The sequence below is a fragment of the Pseudomonas koreensis genome, from assembly GCF_025447595.1.
GTDB lineage: Bacteria > Pseudomonadota > Gammaproteobacteria > Pseudomonadales > Pseudomonadaceae > Aquipseudomonas > Aquipseudomonas koreensis_H.
In genome coordinates this window covers 1-23671 of sequence record NZ_JAOEJU010000040.1, presented here as the reverse complement: position 1 = coordinate 23671, position 23671 = coordinate 1, and the positions used below count along the sequence as shown (strand labels likewise).

The 23671-nt window shown below is 60.3% G+C and carries 25 protein-coding genes and 1 pseudogene; 10 read left to right on the top strand and 16 right to left on the bottom strand.

Features of this window, described 5'->3' with window-relative positions; genetic code table 11:
- Window positions 1-126, bottom strand: a pseudogene (locus N8H71_RS28190) (cytochrome c oxidase subunit II); the annotation flags it as partial.
- A gap of 369 nt (window positions 127-495) precedes the next feature.
- Here N8H71_RS28190 and N8H71_RS28185 point away from each other — a divergent pair.
- The gene (locus N8H71_RS28185) at window positions 496-1128 is read left to right on the top strand and encodes a hypothetical protein (RefSeq protein WP_262196480.1); all 633 of its coding nucleotides are present in this window, start codon (window positions 496-498) and stop codon (window positions 1126-1128) included.
- Window positions 1129-1180: 52 nt separating this feature from the next.
- Here N8H71_RS28185 and N8H71_RS28180 read toward each other — a convergent pair whose 3' ends face one another.
- The 3 genes from N8H71_RS28180 to N8H71_RS28170 form a co-directional block, all read right to left on the bottom strand.
- Window positions 1181-2707, bottom strand: a complete 1527-nt coding sequence (locus N8H71_RS28180) for a SulP family inorganic anion transporter (protein WP_262196479.1) — start codon at window positions 2705-2707, stop codon at window positions 1181-1183.
- A 90-nt stretch (window positions 2708-2797) separates the two neighbouring features.
- On the bottom strand, window positions 2798-3529 hold the full coding sequence (locus N8H71_RS28175) for a carbonic anhydrase (protein ID WP_085690433.1): 732 nt from the start codon (window positions 3527-3529) through the stop codon (window positions 2798-2800).
- A gap of 238 nt (window positions 3530-3767) precedes the next feature.
- Entirely contained in the window at window positions 3768-4826 is a 1059-nt protein-coding gene (locus N8H71_RS28170) for a PA0069 family radical SAM protein (RefSeq protein WP_262196478.1), read from the bottom strand.
- Window positions 4827-5059: 233 nt separating this feature from the next.
- Here N8H71_RS28170 and N8H71_RS28165 point away from each other — a divergent pair, with 233 nt between their 5' ends.
- A complete protein-coding gene (locus N8H71_RS28165) occupies window positions 5060-5362 on the top strand; it encodes a hypothetical protein (protein ID WP_262196477.1) in 303 nt (100 codons plus the stop codon).
- 53 nt (window positions 5363-5415) lie between these two features.
- Here N8H71_RS28165 and N8H71_RS28160 read toward each other — a convergent pair whose 3' ends face one another.
- Genes N8H71_RS28160 through N8H71_RS28150 form a run of 3 tightly spaced genes read right to left on the bottom strand, consistent with a single transcriptional unit; the run spans window position 5416 to window position 9263 of the window.
- Window positions 5416-6717: a c-type cytochrome gene (locus tag N8H71_RS28160; RefSeq protein WP_262196476.1), complete on the bottom strand. Its 1302-nt coding sequence runs from the start codon at window positions 6715-6717 to the stop codon at window positions 5416-5418.
- Between the two features lie 12 nt (window positions 6718-6729).
- Window positions 6730-8514 carry a GMC family oxidoreductase gene (locus N8H71_RS28155; protein WP_007953975.1) on the bottom strand — a complete coding sequence of 595 codons (1785 nt, stop codon included), beginning with the start codon at window positions 8512-8514 and terminating at the stop codon, window positions 6730-6732.
- Between the two features lie 2 nt (window positions 8515-8516).
- Window positions 8517-9263, bottom strand: coding sequence for a gluconate 2-dehydrogenase subunit 3 family protein (locus N8H71_RS28150; RefSeq protein ID WP_262196475.1), 747 nt, complete (start codon window positions 9261-9263; stop codon window positions 8517-8519).
- Window positions 9264-9560: 297 nt separating this feature from the next.
- Between N8H71_RS28150 and N8H71_RS28145 the strand changes: the two genes are divergently transcribed.
- Window positions 9561-10205, top strand: a complete 645-nt coding sequence (locus N8H71_RS28145) for a dual specificity protein phosphatase family protein (protein ID WP_262196474.1) — start codon at window positions 9561-9563, stop codon at window positions 10203-10205.
- Here N8H71_RS28145 and N8H71_RS28140 read toward each other — a convergent pair.
- The 3 genes from N8H71_RS28140 to prlC all read right to left on the bottom strand — a co-directional run bounded on the left by N8H71_RS28140 (window position 10192) and on the right by prlC (window position 14712).
- A complete protein-coding gene (locus tag N8H71_RS28140) occupies window positions 10192-12234 on the bottom strand; it encodes a M3 family metallopeptidase (protein WP_262196473.1) in 2043 nt (680 codons plus the stop codon). The two genes, N8H71_RS28145 and N8H71_RS28140, sit on opposite strands and share 14 nt — an antisense overlap.
- A 112-nt stretch (window positions 12235-12346) precedes the next feature.
- The gene (locus N8H71_RS28135; RefSeq protein WP_007953955.1) at window positions 12347-12637 is read right to left on the bottom strand and encodes a YheV family putative zinc ribbon protein; all 291 of its coding nucleotides are present in this window, start codon (window positions 12635-12637) and stop codon (window positions 12347-12349) included.
- Window positions 12634-14712, bottom strand: coding sequence for an oligopeptidase A (gene prlC / locus N8H71_RS28130; protein ID WP_221535700.1), 2079 nt, complete (start codon window positions 14710-14712; stop codon window positions 12634-12636). Before prlC ends, N8H71_RS28135 begins: the two co-directional genes overlap by 4 nt.
- A 62-nt stretch (window positions 14713-14774) precedes the next feature.
- Between prlC and N8H71_RS28125 the strand changes: the two genes are divergently transcribed.
- Both N8H71_RS28125 and N8H71_RS28120 read left to right on the top strand, forming a co-directional pair.
- Window positions 14775-15320: a gamma carbonic anhydrase family protein gene (locus N8H71_RS28125; protein ID WP_064379538.1), complete on the top strand. Its 546-nt coding sequence runs from the start codon at window positions 14775-14777 to the stop codon at window positions 15318-15320.
- 28 nt (window positions 15321-15348) lie between these two features.
- Window positions 15349-15999: an HAD family hydrolase gene (locus N8H71_RS28120; RefSeq protein WP_262196472.1), complete on the top strand. Its 651-nt coding sequence runs from the start codon at window positions 15349-15351 to the stop codon at window positions 15997-15999.
- Window positions 16000-16114: 115 nt separating this feature from the next.
- On the opposite strand, the gene N8H71_RS28115 is transcribed toward N8H71_RS28120, so the two are convergent.
- Window positions 16115-17191, bottom strand: a complete 1077-nt coding sequence (locus N8H71_RS28115; protein WP_262196471.1) for an aminopeptidase — start codon at window positions 17189-17191, stop codon at window positions 16115-16117.
- 58 nt (window positions 17192-17249) lie between these two features.
- On the opposite strand from N8H71_RS28115, the gene N8H71_RS28110 reads away from it, so the two are divergent.
- Both N8H71_RS28110 and N8H71_RS28105 read left to right on the top strand, forming a co-directional pair.
- Window positions 17250-17672: a hypothetical protein gene (locus N8H71_RS28110; RefSeq protein ID WP_262196470.1), complete on the top strand. Its 423-nt coding sequence runs from the start codon at window positions 17250-17252 to the stop codon at window positions 17670-17672.
- Window positions 17673-17712: 40 nt separating this feature from the next.
- The gene (locus N8H71_RS28105; RefSeq protein ID WP_262196469.1) at window positions 17713-18132 is read left to right on the top strand and encodes a hypothetical protein; all 420 of its coding nucleotides are present in this window, start codon (window positions 17713-17715) and stop codon (window positions 18130-18132) included.
- Window positions 18133-18138: 6 nt separating this feature from the next.
- Here N8H71_RS28105 and N8H71_RS28100 read toward each other — a convergent pair whose 3' ends face one another.
- Complete coding sequence (locus tag N8H71_RS28100; RefSeq protein WP_007953935.1) at window positions 18139-18378, bottom strand: DUF1161 domain-containing protein; 240 nt, start codon at window positions 18376-18378, stop codon at window positions 18139-18141.
- Between the two features lie 103 nt (window positions 18379-18481).
- Complete coding sequence (locus N8H71_RS28095) at window positions 18482-18913, bottom strand: OsmC family protein (RefSeq protein WP_007953923.1); 432 nt, start codon at window positions 18911-18913, stop codon at window positions 18482-18484.
- A 243-nt stretch (window positions 18914-19156) separates the two neighbouring features.
- Between N8H71_RS28095 and N8H71_RS28090 the strand changes: the two genes are divergently transcribed.
- Window positions 19157-20158: an LLM class flavin-dependent oxidoreductase gene (locus N8H71_RS28090; protein ID WP_262196468.1), complete on the top strand. Its 1002-nt coding sequence runs from the start codon at window positions 19157-19159 to the stop codon at window positions 20156-20158.
- Window positions 20159-20325: 167 nt separating this feature from the next.
- On the opposite strand, the gene N8H71_RS28085 is transcribed toward N8H71_RS28090, so the two are convergent.
- Complete coding sequence (locus N8H71_RS28085) at window positions 20326-20550, bottom strand: DUF1161 domain-containing protein (protein ID WP_085748065.1); 225 nt, start codon at window positions 20548-20550, stop codon at window positions 20326-20328.
- 128 nt (window positions 20551-20678) lie between these two features.
- Window positions 20679-20894: a dodecin gene (locus N8H71_RS28080; protein ID WP_003220389.1), complete on the bottom strand. Its 216-nt coding sequence runs from the start codon at window positions 20892-20894 to the stop codon at window positions 20679-20681.
- Between the two features lie 156 nt (window positions 20895-21050).
- On the opposite strand from N8H71_RS28080, the gene N8H71_RS28075 reads away from it, so the two are divergent.
- The gene (locus N8H71_RS28075) at window positions 21051-21377 is read left to right on the top strand and encodes a DUF883 family protein (RefSeq protein ID WP_262196467.1); all 327 of its coding nucleotides are present in this window, start codon (window positions 21051-21053) and stop codon (window positions 21375-21377) included.
- On the opposite strand, the gene N8H71_RS28070 is transcribed toward N8H71_RS28075, so the two are convergent.
- Window positions 21350-22267 carry a LysR family transcriptional regulator gene (locus N8H71_RS28070; protein WP_262196466.1) on the bottom strand — a complete coding sequence of 306 codons (918 nt, stop codon included), beginning with the start codon at window positions 22265-22267 and terminating at the stop codon, window positions 21350-21352. The two genes, N8H71_RS28075 and N8H71_RS28070, sit on opposite strands and share 28 nt — an antisense overlap.
- Window positions 22268-22379: 112 nt before the next feature.
- Here N8H71_RS28070 and trpB point away from each other — a divergent pair, with 112 nt between their 5' ends.
- Window positions 22380-23612, top strand: a complete 1233-nt coding sequence (gene trpB / locus N8H71_RS28065; RefSeq protein WP_007953916.1) for a tryptophan synthase subunit beta — start codon at window positions 22380-22382, stop codon at window positions 23610-23612.
- The last annotated feature ends 59 nt before the right edge of the window (window positions 23613-23671 follow it).

Below are 23671 nucleotides of genomic sequence, written 5' to 3'. Positions count from 1 at the left end.
CAGGTCGAATACTGCGTGACTGATTTCAGTCGCTCCAGGCGCCATATTCACAGTCCAGGCAGCTTGCGCCGGGCTGAAAATCGACCACAACAGGAGGCCCATCCAGACGTGTGGATGTCGCATCATTGCGGGTTCCCCTTATCGTTCTTGTTATCCCGCCGGCTTTCGCCTGCGGCAAGGGATCGGCTGCATCAGACTACGAACTTGAATCGCCGGGCCTTGCTGCGGGTGCAGTCGGGCGTCATCAGCTAACTCCATTCACTGGCGAGTATAGACAGCGGCTGAAAAATGCAATGTGAGGACGTAAATCGAATGAAACAGCTGGGACTTGCGTTCCAGGGCACGAATGGAGAAGGATGCAGACGAGTGGTGGCAAACCGATATAACGCCGTTGCATCAAGGATGAAATAATTATGACAAATGCGTCTTAGCATTTTTCGTAAGCCAGCTAAGTTATGTCTTCCCTATTTCATTGCCTTGTTTCCTGGAGTTTTCATGAACACCGCCGCATTGCGCGAGCAGATCCACATAGCCCGACAACACGAGATTGAAACCGGAAAGCTGACCCGTCAGCTTGAAGCCCAGATGCAACACCTGCACCCGGCCATCCAGTTGCCGGAAACCGACGCCAACGGCGTGCTGACGAGGTTTGTCGCCGCCTACATCGACGAAGTGCCAGACCTGCTGGATGCAGCCAATGAAGTCGCCAGGGAAGCGGGAATCGAGTCGCAGATCAAACCGGTGCTGAAAATCGCCGAGCAGTACTTCATCCAGCCGCCCGTGGGCCTGGACAGTCTGCTGGACGAAGCCTATCTGGCGCACCGTTTTGTCGAAGAGGTCAACGACCTGTACATCAAGCATTTCGGCCAGCCACTGATCCCCTTGGACATGACGGTCGCCAATCTGATTGCTCACCAGTTGATCGGTGAGGAATTTGCCAACCAACTCGACGAAGTGGTGCACCACGCGGTGGACAGCATGCTCGACGACGACAGCTTTGCGCTGGAGTCGGTGGAAGCCTACCGCGAGAAACTCAGCAGCCCGGACACCGGTGCGGCGTGGAAACGCTGGCCGTGCATGAGTCGCCGTCTGGGCGTGGGACTGGAGCTGGATCAGCCTGCGGCTTGATCTCTACGCAAACGTTTGGGGGAAACAGACCACTCTGTTCCCCCCAAAGGTTTCAGCCTGCCGCACCGATTCCGGTGGTGTTGCGGATCCGTCCCTCAAGCCTGCGCTTCAACCCGCGCGACTCGATCAACAGTTTCGCACCCTTGGCTGCGTTCGCCCGGCCCCACTCTTCCAGCAATTCCAGACAGGAATGGTCGATGTAGCTCAGGTTGTTGAGCGGCACATGCACCGTCGTGCCCGGCGGAATGCTGGCCAGCACCTGAGTCAGTGCCGGTACTTTGAGGAACGTCGCCGCGCCTACCAGACGCAGCTCCATTTCCCCTTCCTGCGGGAGATCGATCAGGCTGATTTTCAGGCGCGAGGCCTTGAATGCCAGCTTCACCAGGGTCAGGCCGAAACCGATCAGCACGCCGGTCAACAGGTCGGTGAAGATGATCGCCAGCGCCGTGGCGGCGTAGGTGAACATCGGCATCCGGCCATAACGCCCCAGACCACGGAATGCCTTCAGATCCACCAGTTTGAAACCGGTGTAGACCAGAACGCCCGCCAGACTCGCCACCGGAATGCTCTGCAGCACGCTCGACAGCAACAGCACGAACGCCAGCAGCCACAGGCCATGGAAAATTGTCGAGTAGCGTGTGGTGGCGCCGGCCTGGACGTTGGCCGAGCTGCGCACGATCACCCCGGTCATCGGCAGCGCGCCAACCAGACCGCAAAGCATGTTGCCGACGCCTTGCGCCGACAGCTCACGGTCGAAGTCCGAACGTGGGCCGCTGTGCATGCGATCCACCGCGGCGGCGGACAGCAGGGTTTCGGCGCTGGCGATGAAGGCCACGGCGAACGCGGCGATCAGCAGCGTCGGGTCAGCCAGGCTGAGCAGATCCGCTGGTTTCAGCCAGTCGATGGCTTCGGCCAGATTTTCTGGCACTTCAACCCGTTTGACCTGCAATGCCAGCAGCAGACTGGCACCTGTCGCCAGACCGACCCCGAGCAGCGCACCCGGAATGAAGCGCAGCGAATGCGGGCGGAGTTTCTCCCACAGCCACATCACGGCGATGGTCGATAGCCCGAGCAGCCCGGCCTGCCAGCCAAAGGACGGCAAGGCCTGCGCCACCGCGCCCGGGAATGCCGTCAGATTGTCCAGCCCAGAAGGCTTCGGCGCGGCATCCAGCATCACATGCACTTGCGACAGCACGATCAGCACGCCAATCCCCGCCAGCATGCCGTACACCACCGCTGGCGCCGTGACCCGGAACCAGCAACCGAGCTTCAGCCGTCCCGCTACCAGTTGCAGGAAACCGGCGAGCAGCAGGATCGGCCCGAGCATTTCGATGCCGTGCTGGCGCACCAGTTCGAACACCAGCACCGCCAGACCCGCCGCCGGCCCGCTGACCTGCAGCGGCGAACCCGCCAGCCAGCCCACCACCAGCCCCCCGATGATCCCGGTGATCAGGCCTTTGGCCGGCGGCAGCCCTGACGCAATGGCAATGCCCATGCACAGCGGCAGGGCGACCAGAAACACAACCACCGAAGCGAGCAGCTCCCGTGGCAACACAGCTTTCAATTGAGCCGCACGCATGGCGATACTCCCGAAGTTTTCTTCAGGCGTGGCTCCGCCTGGCCGCTGAAACAGCGGCCGGCGTCAAACCACACAGATTTTTAGGAGGATTTAGAAGCGCGCTTTGGGCGTCGCCACCGGGATCGGATGGCTGCCGTCGAGCGGCAGGAAGCGTCCCTGATCCGCGTCGTAAGCTTTGATTTCACTGGTTTCGATGTTGTAGACCCAGCCATGGATGAACAGGTGACCGTTCGCCATGCGCGAGGCTACTGAAGGATGGGTACGCAAGTGCTGCAGTTGGGCGATGACGTTCTCCTCGGTGAGGATCGGCATGCTTTCTTTTTCGTCGGTGCAGTTGCAGTTGTCATGCACCATGGTTTTCGCGACTTCGGCGTGACGTAGCCAGGCTTTGACCGTTGGCATCTTTTCCAGACTGTCCGGGTTGAGCACCGCCCGCATGGCGCCGCAGTCGGAGTGGCCGCAGATGATGATGTGCTGCACGCCAAGGGCCAGTACCGCATATTCGATAGCAGTGGAAACGCCGCCGTTCATCTGGCCGTAGGGTGGCACGACGTTGCCGACGTTACGGGTCACGAACAGATCGCCTGGCGAACTCTGGGTGATCAGTTCGGGCACGATGCGCGAGTCGGCGCAGGTGATGAACATCGCCCGTGGCGATTGGGCCGTGGCGAGTTTCTTGAAGAGTTCTTCCTGCTGTGGAAAGACCTCATGATGAAAATGCAAAAAGCCGTTAACGATCTGCTTCAACGCTGCATCGGCGGATTCCGCCACAGAGGCGGCTTGCGCCGACGCAGCCAACGGCTGTTTATCCTTGTCACTCATGATTCATCCTCATTGGCGGATTCGGGGAGTCGTTCCCGTGTATTCCGGTGTGAAGCCAGTGGCTGTTTAGAACATCCGGGTCATCCCGACCCGTCAGTCACTCGATGAACAAGGTAACTGCCGAAACTTAACTCAAACTGAATCAAGCGCTCTAGAACGTGTGTTCCAGGTCACAAAAAACGTGACTGGCGTAAACCTGGCCAAGCATTCCGTCCTCTCAACCATAGGTCAATTGTCCCTAAATCAGCGCCATCTGGCGACCAGGCGGACAGAAGGCCGTGCAGTCGAGGTTGAAGCCTTCGCGATGATTGAGCCCCAGGCGCTTGAGTGCTTTGGCGAAGCGCTGGGCGAGCAGGTCGGCAAATGGCCCCTCGCCGCGCATCCGGGCACCGAAACGGCTGTCGTACAGCTCGCCGCCACGGCTCTGGCGGATCAGGCTCAGTACATGGGCGGCACGCTGCGGGTAATGCGCTTCAAGCCATTCCTCGAACAGCGGCGCCACCTCCAGCGGCAGCCGCAGCATCATGTAGGCCGCGCTCCGGGCGCCGGCTGCGTGGGCTTCGGTCAGCAGGCTTTCGATCTCGCTGTCGTTGATCATCGGAATCATCGGTGAACACAGCACGCCGACCGGAATCCCCGCTTCGCGCATCACCCGGATCGCCCGTAACCGCGCCTTGGGCGCGGCGGCGCGGGGTTCGAGGATGCGTTTGAGTTCGTCGTCCAGGGTGGTCAGGCTGATCATCACCGCCACCAGCCGCTGTTGCGCCAGTTCGGTGAGCAGATCGAGGTCGCGCAGGATCAGCGAGCCCTTGGTGACGATGGTCACCGGATGCCGGTAGCGCAGCAGCACTTCGAGGGTCTGGCGGGTGATCCGGTGTTCGCGTTCGATGGGCTGATAGGGATCGGTGTTGGAGCCGAGGTTGATCGGCGCGCACTGATAGCCTTTTTTCCCCAGCTGTTCTTCCAGCACCTGGGCGGCGTTGGTCTTGGCGATCAGCTTCGTTTCGAAATCCAGCCCCGGCGACATGTCCCAATAGGCGTGGCTGGGCCGTGCATAGCAGTAAATGCAGCCATGCTCACAGCCGCGATAGGGATTGATCGAGCGATCGAAGGGCAAGTCCGGCGAGGTGTTGCGGGTGATGATGGTCTTCGCGGTTTCGAAGCTGACTTCGGTGCCCTGGGTCAGAGGCACTTCCTGATACCAGCCGTCATCCTCGGCCACCGAACGACTCGGCGCGAAGCGGTTGTGCGGGTTGGTCGCGGTGCCGCGACCGCGCGGGGGCAAGGGACTGGTCATCACGGGTTTCCTTGGTCTGTATATGCATACAGTATCCGCAAGGTGGCGGATGATCCACTACCGTTCAGCCGTGCATCAATAAATCGCGCGGTTAGTTGTAAGTTTGTTTAGGTGTTAGATCGTAGTTGTGCAAATTGAAGAAACATAAGTTGGCTGTTCGTTTACTCTTCAAGTTCGTAGTATTTACTCCGCTTCACAACACTTGATTATATAAAAGACAAAAGGAATTGATGATGTCGTTTTTTAATTCACGCGGTATTTTTCTGCAACTGATGCAGCCCGGCCCATCGGAGCCCAATACAGTGGTTTCCATGCAACTGGCGCGCAAGGCATCGAGCTGGGATGCCGAGGCTGAGGTGCAGACCGAGATGCTGGTTGACCCGATTTTTGTTACTGCGACCTCCAGGGATGGTGGCCATTCCTTCAGCATTGGCCGTCTGGAGCAGGATGTGGATAGCGACGGTGAAATCGGTGAGCAGGATCGAGCCAAACTGGCTGCCCTGGCCAAAGCCTATGCCAGTATTACCAATCCGTAACAGCGATTGAATGAATAAACCCTGCATGATTACTCATGCAGGGTTTATTGCGCTTAGTTATGGTTTGTTATTTGTCCAAGATCACCGGCTGATGTGGTAGTCATATCGTCGGTACGTATGTTTGCAACATCTTTTGCGGTGACGGCGGAGCCCTTGTTACCCCAACTTCCACGAATAAAACTCACGACATCCGCCACTTCCTGATCCGACAGTCGCCAGGCGAAACCCGGCATGGTGAAGGTCGACGGCGCTGTGTGCGTCGCAGGCAGGGTGCCGCCCTTGAGCACGATGTGAATCAGCGAAGTCGGGTCGTCCGATTGCAGCACCGGATTGCCCGCCAGCGCCGGGAACACCCGGGTGTAGCCATGGCCGTCGGTGCGGTGGCACGCCGCGCAGTTGTCGATGTAAACCGACGCGCCGCGCTGACTGTCGTCACCGTTCCACAAGGCCTTGGCGACTTTCTCGTCGTACTGATGTGGCTGGTCGGCAGGATCATTGGCCGGCAGCGATTTCAGGTATCGGGCAATCGCGGTCAGGTCGGCGTCGGTCATGTACTGCATGCTGTGGGTGACCACGTCGCTCATGCCGCCGAACACTGCACTGCGGTCGCTGCGACCGGTCTTGAGGAACTGCACCAGTTGCTCTTCGCTCCAGCTGCCGAGCCCGTCCTTGTGGTCGCCGCGCAGGCTCTTGGCGATCCAGCCTTCCAGCGGCGCACTGCCTGACAGAAAACTGCTGCCTTCAGACGCGCTCAGGGATTTTTCCTGCATGGTCAGGGCCCGTGGCGTATGGCAGGCGCCACAATGTCCGAGTCCTTCCACCAGATACGCCCCACGGCTGACGACGGCATCGTCCGACGCGGGTTTGTAATCCTCGACCTTCGGCGCGAACAGCCAGCGCCAGCCCGTAAGCGGCCAGCGCATGCTTAATGGCCACGGGATATCGCTGGCCTTGTTCTCTTGTGCCACCGGTTCCACGCCGTGCATGAAGTAGGCGTAGAGCGCTTGCATGTCGGTTTCGCTGACGCGGGCATAGGACGGGTACGGCATCGCCGGGTACAAGGTACTGCCGTTTTTGGCCACGCCATGCCGCACGGCCTGGTCGAAGTCCTCGAAACTGTAGTCACCGACGCCGGTTTTATCCGGAGTGATGTTGGTCGAGTAGATCGTGCCGATCGGGGTTTCCATCGGCAGGCCACCGGCGAACGGCTTACCGTCCTTGGCCGTGTGGCAGGCCACGCAGTCACCGGCACGGGCTAGGTATTCGCCTTGTTTGATCAAGGATTGATCAACTTCGGCACCATGAACGGCAGTGCTGCCGAGCAGGGCCAGGGTCGCGATAACGAGAGTTTTCATGGTCATCGCTCCTTAAGCCTGAACCAGCGGGCCGGGGTTTTTCAGGTATTGCTCGCGGATCGCCTTCGCCGACCAGTAGGTCAGCGCGGCGACCAGCCCGGTCGGGTTGTAACCCAGACCCTGCGGGAATGCCGAGGCGCCCGGGACGAACACGTTGTGCACGTCCCAGCTCTGCAAGTAGCGGTTCAGCGCGCTGGTCTTCGGATCGGTGCCCATGATCGCGCCACCGTTGAGGTGGGTGGTCTGGTAGGACGCGGTGTTGAAGTGGTCGCCGACTTTCTTGCCGATCACGGCGATGGCTTTCGGGCCCATGGCCTCGGCGATCTTGCCCATTTTCTCGACCATGAAGCGGTTCATCTTGATGTCGTTTTCCTGCCAGTCGAACGTCATCCGCAGTAGCGGCATGCCGTAGGCATCGCGGTACACCGGGTCCAGATCGAGGTAGTTGCCACGGTAGGACTGATGCGCGCCGTGGGCATCCATCGACACCTGGTGGGTGTAGTAATCGGCGGTCGCGCGTTTCCACGCACTGCCCCAGGCCGGGGTGCCCGGCGGGTTGGAGGTACCGGCGATCGGTCGGCTGCCGGCCTGGTTGACCCACATCGGCGAGCCACCGACGAAACCGTGAGGCCCGTGATCGAAGTTGTCGGCGTTGAAATCATCCACCGCCACACCGTTGCCGCCTGCACCGATGAAGTTGTTGGTGTGGGTGTCTTTGTCGAAGAACGCCTTGATGGTGGCCATGTTCTGGTAGGCGAAGTTGCGCCCGACCACGCCTTCACCACTGACCGGGTCGTACGGTTTGCCGATGCCGGAGAGCAGCATCAACCGCACGTTGTGCAACTGGAATGCGCCGAGGATCACCAGATCCGCCGGTTGCTCGATCTCGCGACCCTGGCCGTCGATGTAGGTGACGCCAGTAGCCTTGGTTTTGGTGCTGTCGAGGTTGACCCGCAGAACGTGGGCGTTAGGCCGCAGTTCGAAATTCGGCAGCGGCTTCAGCGCCGGCAGAATGTTCACGTTTGGCGACGCCTTGGAATACATGTAGCAAACGTAACCGCTGCAGAAACCGCAGAAGTTGCACGGGCCCATCTGCGCGCCGTAAGGGTTGGTGTACGGCCCTGAAGTATTTGCGGAAGGCAGGTTGTAGGGTTTGTAGCCGACTTCGGTAGCCGCTTTGCCGAACAGCTGTGCGGAAACCGTGTTCTTCTGCGCTTCTAGCGGGAACGGGTTCGAGCGATCCGGCGCGTACGGGTTGCCACCCTTGCCCTGGCCGACCAGTTGGCCTTTCACGGTCCAGGCCTGGCCGGAGGTGCCGAAGACTTTTTCGGCGAAATCGAAGAACGGTTCCAGCTCTTCATAGCTGACGCCGAAGTCCTGGATGGTCATGTCCTTGGGGATGAAGCTTTTGCCGTAGCGCTCTTCGTAGTGGCTGCGCATGCGCAGTTCGATCGGATCGACCCGAAAGTGCACGCCCGACCAGTGCAGCCCGGCACCGCCCACGCCATTGCCCGGCAGGAACGCGCCCAACTGGCGGTTCGGCAGGGCGATGTCGTTGACGCTGTGGCGGATGGTGACGGTTTCCTTGGAAACGTCCTGGAAGAGTTTTTTCCGCACGCTGTAGGTGAGTTCGTCGATCACCTGGGGATAGTTGCCGTCCGGGTAGGTGTCCTGCATCGGCCCGCGTTCCAGTGCCAGCACGTTGAGTCCGGCTTCGGTCAGTTCCTTGGCCATGATCGCGCCTGTCCAGCCGAAACCGACGATCACTGCGTCGACCTTCTTCATTACCGTTGCCATGCTCACGCCCTCTCGCCGCGAATCGAAACTGCCGGGAAGGGGTATTGCTCGTTGCGCTCCACCCAATCCATGAAATCGGCGCGGGCGCCGGGGAAGCCGATCATCGTCCAGCCGACCATGCCTTTGTTGCCGCCGTGGATCGGGTCGCAGAAGAACCCTTCCTTGGTGTTTTGCAGCAGCAAACTGAAGAAAATCTTCGCCGGCACCGCGTCGAATTGCGGTTTTCCGGCTTCAAGCTGCTTGAGCAGATCGTCTCGGGTAGCGCTGTCTTGCTCGGCAAATGTTTTACCGTTGATGGATTTTGCCCACTGATCCGTGGCGGCGATGCCGAGGCGATAGATCTCTTTCGGAACCAGTTTGCTCTGCCAGCCCATCTCCGGCGCGGCGTCGGCATTGAACGGGCCTTGCATGTACCAAAGGGCGCCGGCGGCGTACGGGGTGTTCATCTGGCGGTCGATGTATTCCGGCACGCCGGCCTCGAGCGCACCTGGGCCTTGCGCATCGTTGGGGATCAATTGCGCGACGGCGGCATTGATGAACGCCCACTCTTCGGCGGTGAAGTAGCTCGGCTGATAAGTGCTGGCTTCAACGGCGGCCGGTTTTGCCGGGGCTGTGGCAGGCGCGCTTTCAGGCGCGGCTTGCAGCATCGTGCTACCCAGACCGCTGCCGGCCAGAGTCACGACCGGAATCAGGGTCAGGGATTTGCGCAAAAACTCACGCCGCGGGTTGTCTCGATCTTCATCAGACATGGGGATGCACCTCATCAGGCATTGATGGTTGTCAGCCGTTTCTGCGAACGGCTCAAGAATTTTCTGGCTGCGACGTGGCCGGAATGACCGGGAGAAGGGGGACGCGTCTGCAACATGATGTGACAAATGGTAGCAGGCTAAGCAACCGGATGAACCGATTCAGCCAAAAAAATACCGCTTTTCGACCAAGGGAACCGGCGTCTTCACGATTCTTTTACAAGCGCCTCACAGGGATTTGACTGCGTGGCTCGCAAGCTGCGGCCTTCACTGACGAAACCCACACGGTCGCCGCAAAGCATGTTCCTGACGCGTTTTTCCTCCGCATTCTGTTTGTCGCTGCTGGCCCTGTTCAGCTGGATTCCCGCTCAGGCCGCGCAAATTCCGGCTTCCCGTCCCGTCGAGTGGGCGCAGCCGGTAGAGGTGCAATACAACCTGTTCCAGATGTCGCCCACGCTTTATCGCAGCGCGCTCCCCGATGACGGCGCGGTGCCGTTGCTGAACAACCTGAAGGTGGCCACGGTTATCAACTTCCTGCCGGAAGCGGATTCCAACTGGCTGAAAGCCCCCGGTATCCATCAGGTGCAATTGCCCTATCGCACCAATCACGTGGACGACAGTGATGTGCTCAAGACCCTGCGTGCTATCCAGTCCGCCGAAGCGGACGGCCCGGTATTGATGCACTGCAAGCACGGCTCCGATCGTACTGGCCTGATGGCGGCGATGTATCGGATCGTTGTGCAGGGCTGGAGCAAGGAAGACGCTCTGAACGAAATGACCCAGGGCGGGTTTGGTGAAAGTGGTCACTTCCGGGACAGCGTGCGCTACGTGATGCAGGCCGATGTCGACAAATTGCGCACTGCGCTGGCCAATGGCGATTGCAGCACCAGCGCGTTTGCCACGTGCTCGATGAAGAGCTGGTTTCAGACGGTCAATCTGAAGTAACCCGTCCGGCCTCTCCGTCAACGAGGCCGGTGAACGGCCGGCCGATGAACGCTTCCACTGCGTCCAGCAACGGACGCCCCGCACCCGGCGTAAAGAACGTTGCACGAAACTCTCGGCCGGTTTGTGCGTTGAACACCCAGTCACGACTGAAGCGCTTGAAGGTTTCCTGAGCCAGCACGCCCGACCAGACGTAGGCGTAAACCGAAGCGTCGTATTGGGTCACCATGTAATCGAATCCATTGGCGAAGCGGTGATCGTCCGGCAGTTGCAAATGACCCAGGCTGCGTTGCACATCGATACAAATCTCTTCGACCGAGCGCCCGTCGCCGTGGGTCAGGTGCAGCTCGAAATCGATCATCGCCCCCATCAGCAACAAGGCCTGTTGCCGGCTGGAATGGGACTGAGTAGCTGACAGTGCCGCGTCGACCCGTGCGGCGCTCAAGCGTTCGCCGGTCTGAAAATGTGCGCCGAGCCACAACACAAACTCCCGCGACAAACACCACTGCTCGAACAATTGCCCGGAAAACTCCGCCGCTTCATGGCCCAATTGCAGAATGCCGGACAGGGTGTGATGGGGCGAGCATGTCAGCACGTGCTGGAGGCAATGGCCAAACTCATGAAACAACACCCGTAGATCGTCAAGTTCGAGTCGGCATGGATGGGTATCCGTGGCCGGTGCGAAATTGCTGTAGAGCAGGGCTATCGGCAGCACCGGGCGACCTTCGGCGTTGATCCGGCGATTGCGCAGCGTGGACGTGCCGGCGAAATCCACAGCGCCTTCGTGGTGAAACGGGTCGAGGTAGATGTATCCGATGACCTGCTCATGCTCACTGATTTCCAGCAGGCGCACATTGTCATGCCAGTATCCGCTGGCGGACTGCTCGACGATGCGGATCCCGAACATCCGTTCGCAGAACAGAAAAAGCCTGCGCAGGGTGCCCTCGAGCGGAAAGTAATCACGCAGGTTTTCCAGTGCGCCGGGAAACTGGTGCTGGCGCCATTGTTCGGCGAGGAAATCTTCATCCCACGGCTGGACCCGGTCGATCCCGCGTTGTTGCGCGAAGGCTGCCAGTTGCTTTGCATCCTGCTTGAGCGATGGTGTCAGCTGCACAGCCTGACGTTTGAGAAAATCACTGACCCACGCCGTCGTCCGGGCGCTGTTTGTTGCCAGATTCAGTTGCGCGGCGTTTTCATGACCGAGCAAACGGGCTTTCTGCTGGCGCAAGGCGAGCAGCCTGGCCAGCACCGGGCCGTTATCGAAGCGGCCGGCCAGTGGGCCCTGATCGGAGGCACGGGTCATATAGGCAACGTAGCATTCCTCCCGCAAGGCACGGTTCTCGGCGTACTTGAGGATGTGCTGGCAAGTGTTCTGATCCAGACGGATCAGCCAGTCGTCATGCCCGGCCTGGCGTGCGGCGCGCGCCAGCCGATCCTTCATCGCCGGGGACAGGCCCGCAAGTAGCGCAATATCGTCGACATGTTTGCTCCATGCCTCGGTCCAGCGTTCGAGGTTGTCCAGAAACGTGAACTCCAGTCCGCCGATCTCGAGGTTGAACCGCGCCAGCTCCTGTTGCTGTTCAGTGGGAAGCTCAATGCCCGACTGCCTGAACCGGCGCAGGATCCGCTCCAGTGCGATGGTGCGCGATTCATCGAAACTGCCGGCGATCGAGCTCTGTGCCAAACGCCGATAAGCCTCGTACAACGGGCGATTGCGGGCTTTTTCAGCGTGATACTGATTGATCGCCAGATGCGCCTTGGCGCTTTCTACAAGCCAGATCGCATCGTCGGACCTGACCATCGATAACGTTTCGAGAATCGAGCGGACTTCACTGAGCCGAGCATCCGCTTCGTCGATGCTCAGCACCAGATCATCCCAGCCGGGATGTTCGGTCTGACTGGCGATCACCTGAGCGATGATTCGTTGGTTGTCGGCAATGATGCCGTTGACGGCCGGCAGCAGGTGCTCGGCGCGAATCGCTGGCCACGGTGGCAGCGTCCAGTGTTGCAGAAGGGGATTGGTGTCGGGCATGGCAGCTTCCTTCGAGGCATGGCGCAAAGGGCCAGCCTACGAAGCAAGTGCGGGGGACAGGTGTTAAGCCAATACCACCTTCCGCCGTGATCTGGCAGAAGGTGGTTGTGGATCAGTGCTGCTCGTCGGGCTTTTTCTTCAGCTTCGGATTCGGGAAGAACTGCACCGCCTGAACCGTCTTGTCCGGTGCAGGCTTGAGCGCGCTGGTGTTGACCCGCGTGCCCAGCTCTTTCGGTACCGAAAGCCCTTGGGCATTGAGCGTATCGCTGTAGCCGCATGCCACGCATTCGCGGTGCGGGACGTCGTCCTCGCTCCACATCATCAGCTTGTCCGGCTCGCTGCACGCCGGGCAGACCGCCCCGGCGATAAAGCGCTTTTTGGTCTTCACGGGTGCCTCACTCATGCTGCCGCGTCCTCACTCAGGCCGCTGTGGCGCAAGAGTGCGTCAATCGACGGCTCACGGCCACGGAAGTCGACGAACAGCACCATCGGTTCCTGCGAACCACCGCGAGCCAGAATCGCTTCACGGAAAGCGCGACCGGTATCGGCATTCAGCACGCCGTCTTCTTCGAACTTCGAGAAGGCATCCGCCGACAGCACTTCCGCCCACTTGTAGCTGTAGTAACCCGCCGCGTAACCGCCGGCGAAGATGTGCGCGAAGCTGTTCGGGAAGCGGTTGTAGGCCGGAGGACGCATTACCGAGACTTCGTTGCGCACGCCTTCGAGCACCTGCGCGACGCTGCGGCCGTCACCGTGGGTGGCGTGCAGTTCGAAGTCGAACAGCGAGAATTCCAGCTGACGCACCATCATCAGGCCGGACTGGAAGTTCTTCGCCGCGAGCATTTTTTCCAACAGATCCTGCGGCAGTGGCTCGCCGGTTTCGTAGTGGCCGGAAATCAGCGCCAGGCCTTCCGGCTCCCAGCACCAGTTCTCCATGAACTGGCTCGGCAGCTCGACCGCGTCCCACGCCACGCCATTGATACCGGACACGCCGGCATGCTCGACGCGGGTCAGCAGGTGATGCAGGCCGTGGCCGAATTCGTGGAACAGGGTGGTCACTTCATCGTGGGTCAGCAGCGCAGGCTTGCCGCTGTCGGCCGGGGTGAAGTTGCACACCAGGTTGGCCACCGGGCTTTGCAGCACGCCGTCGACGGTGCGGCGACGGTCGCGCGCGCCGTCCATCCAGGCACCGCCGCGCTTGTTGGCGCGGGCGTAGAGGTCGAAGAAGAAGCGGCCGACGTGCTGGCCGTTTTCCTTGATCTCGAACAGGCGCACGTCCGGGTGCCAGGTGTCGAAGCCTTTCAGTTCGGCGATTTCGATGCCGTACAGGCGCTGAACGATAGCGAACAGACCGCCCAGTACCTTGTCGATCGGGAAGTAGGCGCGCAGGGTTTCCTGGGCGACGCTGTAGCGTTGTTCACGGAGTTTTTCGCCGTAGAAACCGCTGTCCCAGCTTTGCAGATCGGCGCAGCCCTGCTCGGCGGCGTAAGCCTTGAGCTGCTGCAGATCCTGGGCGGCAAACGGTTTGCTGCGCTTGGCCAGGTCGCGCAGGAAGCTCAGCACCTGATCACTGGACTCGGCCATCTTGGTGGCCAGGCTCAGCTCGGAGAAGCTGGAGAAGCCGAGCAGTTTGGCCAGTTCCTGACGCAGGTCGAGGATTTCACCCATCACCGGGCCGTTGTCGTTCTGGCCGGCATTCGGGCCTTGGTCCGACGCACGGGTGCAGTAGGCGGCGTAGACTTCTTCACGCAGCGCACGGTCCTGGGCGTAAGTCATCACCGCGTAGTAGCTCGGGAATTCCAGGGTGATCAGCCAGCCATCGAGGCCTTTGGCCTGTGCGGCAGCAGCCATTTGCGCCTTGGCCGAATCGGTCAGGCCGGCGAGGGCGGCTTCGTCGGTCAGGTGCTTGGTCCAGGCCTGGGTGGCGTCGAGCAACTGGTTGGAGAAGCGGCTGCCCAGCTCGGACAGCTTGCTCTGCACTTCGGCGTAGCGCTTCTGTTCGGCTTCCGGCAGGTCGATGCCCGACAGACGGAAATCGCGCAGGGCGTGTTCCAGAATGGTTTTTTGTGCCACGTCGAAACCGGCGGCTTCCGGGCTGTTGGCCAGGGCTTCATAGGCCTGGAACAGTTCGCGGTTCTGGCCCATTTCGGTGGAATAGGCGCTCAATGCCGGCAGGCACGACTCGTAGGCTTCGCGCAGTTCGGCGCTGTTGCACACGGCATTGAGGTGGCTGACCGGACTCCAGGCAGCGCCCAGGCGATCATTGAGTTCGTCCATCGCCAGCACCAGCCCGGCCCAGGTCGGGTTCTGGCCCTGGGTCTTGAGGATTTCGGCGATGGCGGCGCGGTTGTCGGCCAGGATGGTTTCGATGGCCGGCTGCACGTGTTCGGCACGGATCGCGGAGAACGGCGGCAGGTCGTAGGACTGCAGAAGAGGGTTGTTCACGCTCACGGTTGGCACCTTGGCTGGAAGAAACATGCGCCCATCTTAATTACAATCGACACCCACCGCAGCTATCGGCGACAGAGAGAGAACTAATCGTGTCCCTTCGCAAGTACCAGAATCACACCCCACGCCTGAGCCAAGGCGCTTTTGTCGACGGCTCGGCGGTGGTGATCGGCGACGTCGAAATCGGCGAAGACAGCTCCGTGTGGCCGCTGACCGTGATCCGCGGCGACATGCACCGTATCCGCATCGGTGCGCGCACCAGCGTGCAGGATGGCTGCGTGTTGCACATCACCCACGCCGGCCCGTTCAACCCGGACGGCTTCCCGCTGCTGATCGGTGATGACGTGACCATCGCCCACAAGGTCATGCTGCATGGCTGCACCGTCGGCAGCCGCGTGCTGATCGGCATGGGCAGCATCGTCATGGACGGCGCGGTGGTCGAGGACGACGTGATCATCGGCGCCGGCAGCCTTGTGCCACCGGGCAAGCGTCTGGAAAGCGGTTTTCTGTACGTGGGCAGTCCGGTGAAGCAGGTTCGCCCGCTGACCGACAAGGAAAACGCCTTTTTCACTTACAGTGCGGCGAACTACGTGAAGCTCAAGGACCTGCATCTGGCCGAAGGCTACGACCAGCTCTGACTTTTCTCTCTATTGCCCGGGATTTTTCATGCATTACCAGACCGTACTGTTCGACCTCGATGGCACTCTCACCGACCCGCGTGAGGGTATCACCCGTTCTATCCAGTTCGCCTTGAGCAAACTCGGCATCGACGAGCCCGACCTGACCAAACTGGAACACTTCATCGGCCCGCCGCTGTTGCAGGCGTTCATGCAGTTTTATGGTTTTGATGAAGCGAAGGCGTGGGAGGCGGTGAGTTTCTATCGCGAGCGTTTCAAGGTTACCGGTCTGTACGAGAACCGGGTGTTCGACGGCGTCACGCCGTTGCTGGAAACCCTGAGCGGCCAGGGCCGGCAGCTTTATATCGCGACGTCGAAGCCGTGGGTGTTCGCCCGGGAAATCGCCCGGCACTTCGATTTCGCCAAACACTTCAAGGTGATCTACGGCAGCGAACTGGACGGCACCCGCACCAACAAGGTCGAACTGATTGCCCACCTGATGGCCGAGGAAGGGCTGGATCCGGCGAATACGTTGATGATCGGTGACCGCAAGCATGACCTGATCGGTGCTCGCAGCAACGGTCTGGATGCAGCGGCAGTGGGTTACGGCTTTGGCAGCCATGAAGAGCTGAGCGCTGAAGCACCGGCGTATCACTTCGAGACGCTGGCTGAGCTGCATCAGGCGTTTTTGCTGCGCTGATGAGTCAGCCATCGCGAGCAAGCTCGCTCCCACAGTGACCGCGTTTCAGCAATGCAACTCGGTTTCCTGTGGGAGCGAGCCTGCTCGCGATGGGGCCAAAGAGGCCGCTGTAGATTTATGAACCTGCCAGCACTTTCAGCGCCGACTTACGCTCAGTGACCGGCAGACCACCCAATTTCTCGACCTGTGCGTAAAACCTGACCCAATCCCCTTCGACCTGCCTGAACAACGCTGCAAACGCCGGCACCCACTGGTCATACAGCCCGAACGGCAATAGCCGTGCGTTGTTCAACGGCGCATTGACCCAGGCGTCATAGCGTTTGTCTCCGGCCCACTGGCTATCGCGCATCGTTCGGTAGTCGCGCCGAAACGCTTCGAACTCCGCCGCCTTGCGCTCGCGCATTTGTGCCGTTGCCAGTGGTTGTGCATAGAGTTTTTCAAGGCGTGAACGGGTGTCGAGGATCAGCTGAATGAATTGATCCCGCTGCTTCAATTTTGAGTCGTTTTCCGGGGGCAAGCCACGAAACGCTCGCCACTGCCGCGTACCTTCCTGCTCGACGAAGGTGGCGAAGGACTCGTTGAACTCGGTGTCGTCCTTCACATAGAAACGCTGGTGGGCCAGCTCATGGAAGATCAGCGTCGCCAGACGCTCGTCGCCCCAGCCCATCATCGAATTGAGGATCGGATCATTGAACCAGCCCAGGGTCGAGTAGGCCTCGACGCCGCCGATCGACACATCCATGCCTTGCAGGCGCTGTATCGCGGCTTCACCCCGCGCCGCGCTCTGGCTGTAATAGCCGCGATAGGCCACGCAACCGGCTATCGGGAAGCAATGGTTCTGCGGGCTCAGGGAAAACTCCGGGGTGGCGAACACATTCCACACGACAAACGGCCGGCCGATGTCGGCGTAGAGGCGATAGCTTTGATTGTCCGGCAGGTGCAGGTGTTCGCTGGCAAAGGCCCGGGCTTTCTGGGATTGGGCGAGATGAGTGCGCAGTCTGGCGTCGCGAGCCGGGTCGGCGATCACCTTGGCCACCGGCTCCCGCGCGCGCAAAAGCTGGAGCTGACCGCTGGCCAGCTGGCCGTAATAGCTCAGGCTTGAGCAACCGTTGAGCAACAAAATCATCACACCCGGAAACAAAACCCGCAAAACGCGATCAAGTAACCCATGGCTTGGAAGCGGCCTGATCAAAATAAGAAATCCCCCCGGAAAGTCTGCCCAAGACTATCCCGCCCATTGGAGCTCCGCTATGCGCATGTTGATACTGACAGGAAGCGTGCTGACGCTGGCCGGTTGTGCCGGATTCGGAATGCCGACCCCTGATCCCTCGCAAGCCTGGATTGATCTGGATGCCCGGCAGCAGGACACCGCGTTACAAGCACTGGAGGTCGACAACAAGGCTGCCGTCGATCATCGTTATTTTGAAGTGCAGCCCGGCAGCCATGAGCTGACAGTGCGTTATCAATTCCCGGTCGAGGCGACCAACATCGGCCCGGATGCCGAGCCGCTATGGCGCGATTGTCAGTTGAACGTGAAATTCAAGGATTTCAACGCTGGCCAGCGTTATCAGTTGCAGGCGGGAAACATCGGTTTCCGCCCATGGGCCAAACTCTACGATCAACAGCGCAAAGTGGTGGGCCAAGGCACGCCGGCGGGCTGCCAGCGAACCTGATCGGCGTTATGCTGGATGTCCGAACTCACGGACATCCATCATGCGCACGTTGATGCTGTTAATGGCCGCAGGCCTGCTCGCCGGTTGCCAGACACCGTTGCCCCCGGTCGATCCGAACATGGCTTGGGTCGAATTCTCTACGCCAACCCCCGGCGGGAAACTGCTGATGGCCGAGCGTCTCGACAACAGGCGGCTGACTGACGGGCGCTTCTTCCAGGTCACTCCCGGTAGCCACGAGCTGCGGGTGCGTTTCGACTTTGAAGTGTTCGGCGGAGGCGGCAGCCTGATGACCGGCCCCGTTGAGCGGCTGTGCTATCTGACCATCCGCTACGATCATTTCGAGGCGGGCCATCGTTACTTGCTCGAAGGTCGTTCGCTGGCGTTTACCCCGAGTGCCCGCCTGTACAACGACAAGCGGGAAATCGTCGCCGAGGATCGCGAAGTCAACTGCATCATCTGAGGCGTATCAGCGGTCGTTCTTCTGATAGATGATGGCTTTGGTGCCGTTGTCGCAGGTGCCGACAATCATGGCGATATCGTGTTTTTCAGCCTCTTCCTTGGAGACTATCTCCAGGGTGTAGGAGGGCACGGCGTTCGCCTGAATCTTGATTTCGATCTCTTGCTTGAGTTCTTCGCAGTCTTTGGGCGCTGCGAAGGCCGACGTTGCCAGCACGCCACAGATAACCGCCAAGGCAAAACGTTTCATGGTTGAAGCTCCATCGAAGCAGCGCGCACGAAGATGCGCGAAAGCTGCTGTCATTTATTCGACCACATTTTTGCCTGGCGGGTTCTGATCCGGCTCAATCCCGTCAGCCAACCAGCGACGCGTCGAGGCTGATCTTCGCATTCAGCACCTTGGACACCGGGCAACCTTCCTTGGCCTTGTTGCTCAGTTCTTCGAACTGCGCCTGGGTCGCTCCCGGAATCTTTGCCTTGAGGATCAGTTTCACTGCAGTGATCGCAAAGCCGCCATCCACCTGATCCAGCGTGACCTCGGCCTGGGTGTCGATGCTGTCGGCCTTGAGCCCGGCGTCACCGAGAATCATCGAAAACGCCATGGAGAAACAGCCCGCATGGGCGGCGCCGATCAGTTCTTCCGGATTGGTGCCCTTGCCGCCCTCGAAGCGCGCCTTGAAGCCGTATGGCGCTTCACGCAGGACGCCGGTTTCGGTGGAAATCGAGCCGATGCCGGTTTTCAGGTCACCTTCCCAATGTGCGGATGCCTTCTTCACGATAGCCATGTGTGCCTCCTTCAATTCGGGCGCGAAACGCCGCGCCGTCGTGGTTTTTGCCTGCAAGGCTTCTGAGGATAGACGCCGGAACAAAGTTCAGCCCAAGTGAATCGTTGACTTTTTTAGTAGGAAATTTCGGATCGGCTATTGAAACTCGGGTATATGCCCTTATTGCACAGAACACGCTTATGAATTGGGCAGGTTTGCGTTCGCCGAGAACAAACCTGCGCCTTCAATCGGAGATGCAGGTTTATGAAGCAACTGTCCGACGTAAAATTTTCCACCCTCGACCTGGTGCCTGTGCGCGAGAACGGCAGCCCGGCGCAGTCGCTGCGCAACTCGCTGGATCTGGCGCAGCATGTCGAGAAGTTCGGCTACATGCGGTTCTGGGTCGCCGAGCACCACAACATGGACGGCATCGCCAGTTCTGCCACCTCGGTGTTGCTGGGCTATCTGGCCGGCGGCACGTCGACCATTCGGGTCGGTTCTGGCGGTGTGATGCTGCCCAATCATGCGCCGCTGGTGATCGCCGAGCAGTTCGGCACCCTTGAAAGCCTGTATCCGGGGCGGATCGACCTCGGTCTGGGCCGTGCGCCGGGTTCCGACCAGATGACCGCCCGTGCCCTGCGCCGTGAGCGCTCCGGCAGTGCCGATGATTTCCCGGAAGACGTGGCTGAGCTGGTGCGTTTCCTCGGGCCACGTACACCGGATCAGCGGGTCATCGCGATGCCAGGCACCGGCACCAACGTGCCGATCTGGCTGTTGGGTTCCAGTCTGTTCAGTGCGCAACTGGCCGGCGAGCGCGGTTTGCCCTACGCCTTTGCCTCGCATTTCGCACCGCGCTTCATGCATGAGGCGATCCGCGTCTACCGCAATCACTTCAAGCCATCGGCGGTGCTCGATAAGCCGTACGTGATGCTCGGTGTGCCGCTGGTGGCGGCCGATACCGATGAGCAGGCCGATTACCTGGCAACGTCGGTGTACCAGCGAATCCTCGCGCTGATGCGTGGGCAAAGTCTGGTGCAGCGTCCGCCGGTGAAAACCATGGACGGCCTGTGGCTGCCCCACGAGCGTGAGGCGGTGGGGGATTTCCTCGGTCTGGCGATGGTCGGCAGTCCGCAGAAAATCCGCGCGAAACTCGAGGTGCTGATCGAACAGACCCAGGCAGATGAGCTCATCTTCACCTGCGACCTGTATGAACACGCCGATCGCCTGCATTCCTACGAGCTGCTGGCGCAGGTAATGAAGGGCTGAAATTCACTCTGACTTCCTGTGGGAGCGAGCCTGCTCGCGAAAGCGCCATGTCAGCCAACGTCTTGAGTGACTGACACAGCCATCGCGAGCAGGCTCGCTCCTACATGAAAAATCATTACCAACAAAAAAGCCGACGCATTGCGTCGGCTTTTGTTTTTCCGGCGTGATCAGCCGCGGGTGTAGACGATCTCTTTGGCGCCGCCTTCGCAGGTGCCGACGACTTTGCCGCCACTGGCCGCACCCTTGTCGACAATTTCCAGGGAATACCCGGAAACGCCCTTGGCATCGAGCTTGGCCGCAATCTCGGCTTTCAGCTCTTCACAGGGCTTGCCGGCAGCAAACGCACCACCCGCAAGGCTCAACAAACCTACCGCCAACATGAACTTCTTCATCGGTCGCACTCCCTGGTCGGATTAAAAAAGGCAGGCATCGAGCCGTTTACCCGATGCGCACACCTTGTAGCGCTTTGCCATTCCTATGGCATTCGGCCAGCGCGCAAGTTCAGAAGCGTAGTCCAAACTCAGCTGCTGGCAATCCGGAACCCGACTTTCAGGGTCACTTGAAAGTGGGCAGCCTTGCCATCCTTGATGTGGCCACGGGTATCGACCACTTCAAACCATTCCAGATGCTTGATGCTCTTGTTGGCTTCGGCCAGCGCATTGTTGATGGCGTCTTCGATGCTGCTGGTGGACGAACCGACCAGCTCGACTTTCTTGTAGGTGTGATGGTCACTCATGGCGATCTCCTTGACGTGTGGATTTGAGCCTAGCAGCGATTTGCGCTGTTGATTTCGGTCGCCGGGAGAAACTGGAGTTCAGATTTTCTGCACTTTCCAGAACCCGTGAAGTCCCAAACAACACACGCCACTCATCACCAATGCAGGAGAGCCACCATGGCCAACACCTCGTTACGCAAAGCCTCGTTGCAAAGCATGGAAGCGGAGATCGAGAGTCTGCTCAAGTCGTTGGAAAGCCTGAAGGACGACGCTTCGGACGAGTCGCGTAAGACCCTAAAAGCGCTCAAGGGCAACGCTGAAAGCGCGCTGAAACACTCACGCAGCCTGCTCAGCGATGCCTACGAAGAAGTCAAAGTGAAAACCCGCGAGACCGGGATCGCCACCCGCGATTACGCGCAAGAACATCCATGGACGACCGCCGGTGTGGCGGTCGGTGCGCTGGGTCTGCTGACCGCTTACTTGCTGTTCAAGCGCGGCGAGTGATCCGCCTGGCGCAGCTCATTCCTGAGCCATTGCGCCAATTGCCGGGCGCGCCCGTCTGCGGCGCGCTTGGGTAGCCACAACGCCAGTTGCGCCGGGGTTTCACTGAAGCCCCACGGCGCGACCAGGCGCCCGGCCTTCAAGTCTTCGGTCACCAGCGGTTCCGGCGCGATCGCCACACCCAGCCCGGCCACAGCCGCTTCCAGCAAGTAATATAAATGCTCGAAACCTTGTCCCAACTTCAACGCCTTGGCGTCGAGGCCGTTTTGCTGCGCCCAGCTCGGCCAGGCTTGCGGGCGTGAAGTCGTGTGCAGCAAGGGTTCGTCGAGCAGGGCAATGGGCGGTGCCGATTGCAGGCGCTGGTAGCCGCTGAACAGTGGGCTCATGACCGGGCCGATGCGCTCGCTGGCCAGCTCGTACACCTGCATGTCTGCCGGCCATGGCGGTTCGGCGAACAGCAGCAATGCATCCAGCCCCGGACGACGCGGGTCGAGATCGCCTTCGCCGGCTGACAGGTGCAGACGCAAATCCGGCAGATCGGCATTCAAGCGTCCCAGTCGTGGAATGAACCAGCGCGCCAGCAGACTGCCGGAGCAGCCGAGCACGAACGGCGCATCGGCGGTACTTTGGGTCAGTTCGGCGCAAACGCTGCGCAAGCGGTCGAACGCTTCGCTGCTGGCATCGCGCAGGCGAATGCCGGCATCTGTGAGTTTCAGGCCACGACCGTCCTTGACGAAAAGACTGACGCCAAGATGCTCTTCCAGCACCTTGAGCTGGCGGCTGACCGCACCGTGGGTCACGTGCAGTTGCTCCGCAGCCTGGCTGACGCTGTTCAGGCGGGCGGTGGCTTCGAAGGCGCGCAAGGCGTTCAGCGGGGGAAGGTCATGGCTCATGATATCTGTGAGTTTTCCTGACAGGTTGTGGCGATCTTATCGGTTTTCAGCCTGGAAGGTCAGGGGTAGAGTGAACGCCATTGTCTTCTCGTGAAATCCGCTGGAGCGAACCATGACCCAGACTTCGAACACCTCCGATCTGCGTAACGGCCCTGACGCCAACGGCCTGTTTGGCTCGTTCGGCGGCCGTTACGTCGCCGAAACCTTGATGCCGTTGATCCTCGACCTGGCCCGCGAATACGAAGCGGCCAAGGAGGATCCGGCGTTCAAAGAAGAATTGGCCTACTTCCAGCGCGACTACGTCGGACGTCCGAGCCCGCTGTACTTCGCCGAGCGCCTGACCGAGTTCTGCGGTGGCGCCAAGATCTACCTCAAGCGCGAAGAGCTGAACCACACCGGCGCGCACAAGATCAACAACTGCATCGGCCAGATCCTGCTGGCGCGGCGCATGGGCAAGAAACGCATCATCGCCGAGACCGGCGCCGGCATGCACGGCGTGGCCACCGCCACCGTGGCTGCGCGTTTCGGTCTGGACTGCGTGATCTACATGGGCACCACTGACATCGAACGTCAGCAGGCCAACGTGTTCCGCATGAAGCTGCTGGGCGCCGAGGTGATCCCGGTGGTTGCCGGCACCGGCACTCTGAAAGACGCGATGAACGAAGCACTGCGTGACTGGGTGACCAACGTCGACAGCACGTTCTACCTGATCGGCACCGTGGCCGGTCCGCACCCTTATCCAGCCATGGTTCGCGACTTCCAGGCCGTGATCGGCAAGGAAACCCGCGATCAGTTGCAAGCTCAGGAAGGTCGCCTGCCGGACAGCCTGGTGGCGTGCATCGGTGGTGGTTCCAACGCCATGGGCCTGTTCCACCCGTTCCTCGACGACAAGAGCGTCGAGATCATCGGCGTTGAAGCCGCCGGTTACGGCATCGAGACCGGCAAGCATGCGGCCAGCCTCAACGGCGGCGTACCGGGTGTGTTGCACGGCAACCGTACCTTCCTGCTGCAGGACGACGATGGCCAGATCATCGACGCCCACTCGATTTCCGCCGGCCTCGACTATCCGGGCATCGGCCCTGAGCACGCGTGGTTGCATGACATCGGCCGCGTCCAGTACACCTCGGTGACCGACGACGAAGCCCTCGCTGCGTTCCACCAGTGCTGCCGTCTGGAAGGGATCATCCCGGCACTGGAAAGCGCCCATGCCTTGGCCGAAGTATTCAAACGCGCACCGAAACTGCCGAAGGATCACCTGATGGTGGTCAACCTGTCCGGCCGCGGCGATAAAGACATGCAGACCGTCATGCACCACATGGAAACTTCCAAGCAGGAGAAACACTGATGAGCCGCCTGCAAACCCGCTTTGCCGAACTCAAAGAACAGAACCGCGCAGCGCTGGTG

What these genes read in the sequence shown, in the direction of transcription:
- N8H71_RS28185 (WP_262196480.1), top strand. Translation starts at nt 496, where the DNA reads ATGAACACCGCCGCATTGCGCGAGCAGATCCACATAGCCCGACAACAC.
- N8H71_RS28180 (WP_262196479.1), bottom strand. Translation starts at nt 2,707, where the DNA reads ATGCGTGCGGCTCAATTGAAAGCTGTGTTGCCACGGGAGCTGCTCGCT.
- N8H71_RS28175 (WP_085690433.1), bottom strand. Translation starts at nt 3,529, where the DNA reads ATGAGTGACAAGGATAAACAGCCGTTGGCTGCGTCGGCGCAAGCCGCC.
- N8H71_RS28170 (WP_262196478.1), bottom strand. Translation starts at nt 4,826, where the DNA reads ATGACCAGTCCCTTGCCCCCGCGCGGTCGCGGCACCGCGACCAACCCG.
- N8H71_RS28165 (WP_262196477.1), top strand. Translation starts at nt 5,060, where the DNA reads ATGTCGTTTTTTAATTCACGCGGTATTTTTCTGCAACTGATGCAGCCC.
- N8H71_RS28160 (WP_262196476.1), bottom strand. Translation starts at nt 6,717, where the DNA reads ATGAAAACTCTCGTTATCGCGACCCTGGCCCTGCTCGGCAGCACTGCC.
- N8H71_RS28155 (WP_007953975.1), bottom strand. Translation starts at nt 8,514, where the DNA reads ATGGCAACGGTAATGAAGAAGGTCGACGCAGTGATCGTCGGTTTCGGC.
- N8H71_RS28150 (WP_262196475.1), bottom strand. Translation starts at nt 9,263, where the DNA reads ATGTCTGATGAAGATCGAGACAACCCGCGGCGTGAGTTTTTGCGCAAA.
- N8H71_RS28145 (WP_262196474.1), top strand. Translation starts at nt 9,561, where the DNA reads ATGTTCCTGACGCGTTTTTCCTCCGCATTCTGTTTGTCGCTGCTGGCC.
- N8H71_RS28140 (WP_262196473.1), bottom strand. Translation starts at nt 12,234, where the DNA reads ATGCCCGACACCAATCCCCTTCTGCAACACTGGACGCTGCCACCGTGG.
- N8H71_RS28135 (WP_007953955.1), bottom strand. Translation starts at nt 12,637, where the DNA reads ATGAGTGAGGCACCCGTGAAGACCAAAAAGCGCTTTATCGCCGGGGCG.
- prlC (WP_221535700.1), bottom strand. Translation starts at nt 14,712, where the DNA reads ATGTTTCTTCCAGCCAAGGTGCCAACCGTGAGCGTGAACAACCCTCTT.
- N8H71_RS28120 (WP_262196472.1), top strand. Translation starts at nt 15,349, where the DNA reads ATGCATTACCAGACCGTACTGTTCGACCTCGATGGCACTCTCACCGAC.
- N8H71_RS28110 (WP_262196470.1), top strand. Translation starts at nt 17,250, where the DNA reads ATGCGCATGTTGATACTGACAGGAAGCGTGCTGACGCTGGCCGGTTGT.
- N8H71_RS28105 (WP_262196469.1), top strand. Translation starts at nt 17,713, where the DNA reads ATGCGCACGTTGATGCTGTTAATGGCCGCAGGCCTGCTCGCCGGTTGC.
- N8H71_RS28100 (WP_007953935.1), bottom strand. Translation starts at nt 18,378, where the DNA reads ATGAAACGTTTTGCCTTGGCGGTTATCTGTGGCGTGCTGGCAACGTCG.
- N8H71_RS28095 (WP_007953923.1), bottom strand. Translation starts at nt 18,913, where the DNA reads ATGGCTATCGTGAAGAAGGCATCCGCACATTGGGAAGGTGACCTGAAA.
- N8H71_RS28090 (WP_262196468.1), top strand. Translation starts at nt 19,157, where the DNA reads ATGAAGCAACTGTCCGACGTAAAATTTTCCACCCTCGACCTGGTGCCT.
- N8H71_RS28085 (WP_085748065.1), bottom strand. Translation starts at nt 20,550, where the DNA reads ATGAAGAAGTTCATGTTGGCGGTAGGTTTGTTGAGCCTTGCGGGTGGT.
- N8H71_RS28080 (WP_003220389.1), bottom strand. Translation starts at nt 20,894, where the DNA reads ATGAGTGACCATCACACCTACAAGAAAGTCGAGCTGGTCGGTTCGTCC.
- N8H71_RS28075 (WP_262196467.1), top strand. Translation starts at nt 21,051, where the DNA reads ATGGCCAACACCTCGTTACGCAAAGCCTCGTTGCAAAGCATGGAAGCG.
- N8H71_RS28070 (WP_262196466.1), bottom strand. Translation starts at nt 22,267, where the DNA reads ATGAGCCATGACCTTCCCCCGCTGAACGCCTTGCGCGCCTTCGAAGCC.
- trpB (WP_007953916.1), top strand. Translation starts at nt 22,380, where the DNA reads ATGACCCAGACTTCGAACACCTCCGATCTGCGTAACGGCCCTGACGCC.